At 73.7% G+C, this 1,291-nt stretch carries 2 protein-coding genes; both read left to right on the top strand.

Features of this window, described 5'->3' with window-relative positions; translation table 11 throughout:
* The first annotated feature begins 92 nt into the window (after window positions 1-92).
* Window positions 93-680: an HD domain-containing protein gene (locus AOK24_RS44880; RefSeq protein WP_055725530.1), complete on the top strand. Its 588-nt coding sequence runs from the start codon at window positions 93-95 to the stop codon at window positions 678-680.
* 10 nt (window positions 681-690) lie between these two features.
* The coding region (locus AOK24_RS44885; protein ID WP_055725531.1) for a PAS domain-containing protein at window positions 691-1,291 on the top strand (601 nt) is incomplete at its 3' end.

The following is a 1,291-nucleotide window of genomic DNA, read 5'->3' on the forward strand; positions in this document are numbered from 1 at the left end:
GGCCGGGCGGGAGGACTACACGATCGTGCAGTCAAGAATTCGCAATAGCCCTTGTGCGAAGCGTGTTCGGGGCTCACGGCTAGGCTGATCGGATGTCTGTCTCCGTGATCGCGCTCGGCGAGACCACCGATCCGCCGCTGCGTCCGCTGCCCGCGCGGGCCGTCGAGCTGCTGACGGCCGTGTCGGCGCCGCCGCGGCTGGTCGCCCATCTGCGGCTGGTGCACGACGTAGCGGCCCAACTCCTCGACGCCGTCGCCGGGTTCGGGCTCGCCGTGGACCGGGAGGCGGTGCTGTTCGGGGCCGCGACGCACGACATCGGCAAGGCCCTGCACCCCGCCGAGCTGTCCGGGCCCGGAGCCCGACACGAGGAGGCGGGACGGGAGTTGCTGCTGGCGCGTCACGTGCCCGCCCCGCTCGCCCGGTTCGCGGGCACGCACGCGTCCTGGCAGTCCCCCGAGGCCGACGCCGAGGACCTCCTCGTGAGCCTCGCCGACAAGATCTGGAAGAACAAGCGCGTCACCGACCTGGAGGACCTCGTCGTCGCCGAACTCTCCCGCGCGTCCGGGCACCCGGTCTGGGAGGTCTTCCTCACCCTGGACGAGACCCTGACCCGCATCGGCGAGGCCGCCGACACCCGGCTCGCGTGGCAGGCCGTCCACCCCGTCCACGCCGGCCGATAGGGGCGGTCGCATGCGAGAACCTGGCGCCGACGAGGCCGTCGTCTGGCGCAACCGCGCGCTCACCCTGTTCGACCGGGTGTCCGTCCCGGTCGCCGTGTGCGACGTGTACGGCGCCGTGCTGCTCGCGAATCCGGCGATGGCCGCCGAGTGCGGGTCCCCGCCGGGGCGGCTGAAGGGGCTGGACGTACTCGACCTGTTCCGGCCCGTCGAGGCGGAACAGGTCGAACGCATCGCCCAAGCGCTGCGCCTCCGGCACCGTTCCCGTTACCAGGTCTCCGTCCGGTGGGACACTCCCGGCGGCCGGGTCCGGCACGGCGAACTCACCGCCGACCCCGTCAGCGACGGCGTCGGCATGACCCCGGCGCTCCTGGTCATGCTCCGGGTCCTCGCCGAGGAGACGCCCGCGCCCCCGGCCCCCTCCGACGCCGTGACCCCCGTCGAGGCCCGCATCCTCGCGCTCCTCGCCGGAGGCGCGACCACGGCACGCGCGGCGCGGGAGACGGGGCTGACACCGGACGGCGTGAGCTACCACCTGCGGCGACTGTCGGCGCGGTGGGGGGCGGCGAACCGTACGGAGCTGGTGGCTCGGGCGTATGCGGAGGGGGTACTGA

It is taken from the genome of Streptomyces niveiscabiei, assembly GCF_001419795.1.
Taxonomy (GTDB): domain Bacteria; phylum Actinomycetota; class Actinomycetes; order Streptomycetales; family Streptomycetaceae; genus Streptomyces; species Streptomyces niveiscabiei.

Coding starts and splice junctions, on each gene's coding strand:
- AOK24_RS44880 (WP_055725530.1), top strand. CDS start 93: ATGTCTGTCTCCGTGATCGCGCTCGGCGAGACCACCGATCCGCCGCTG.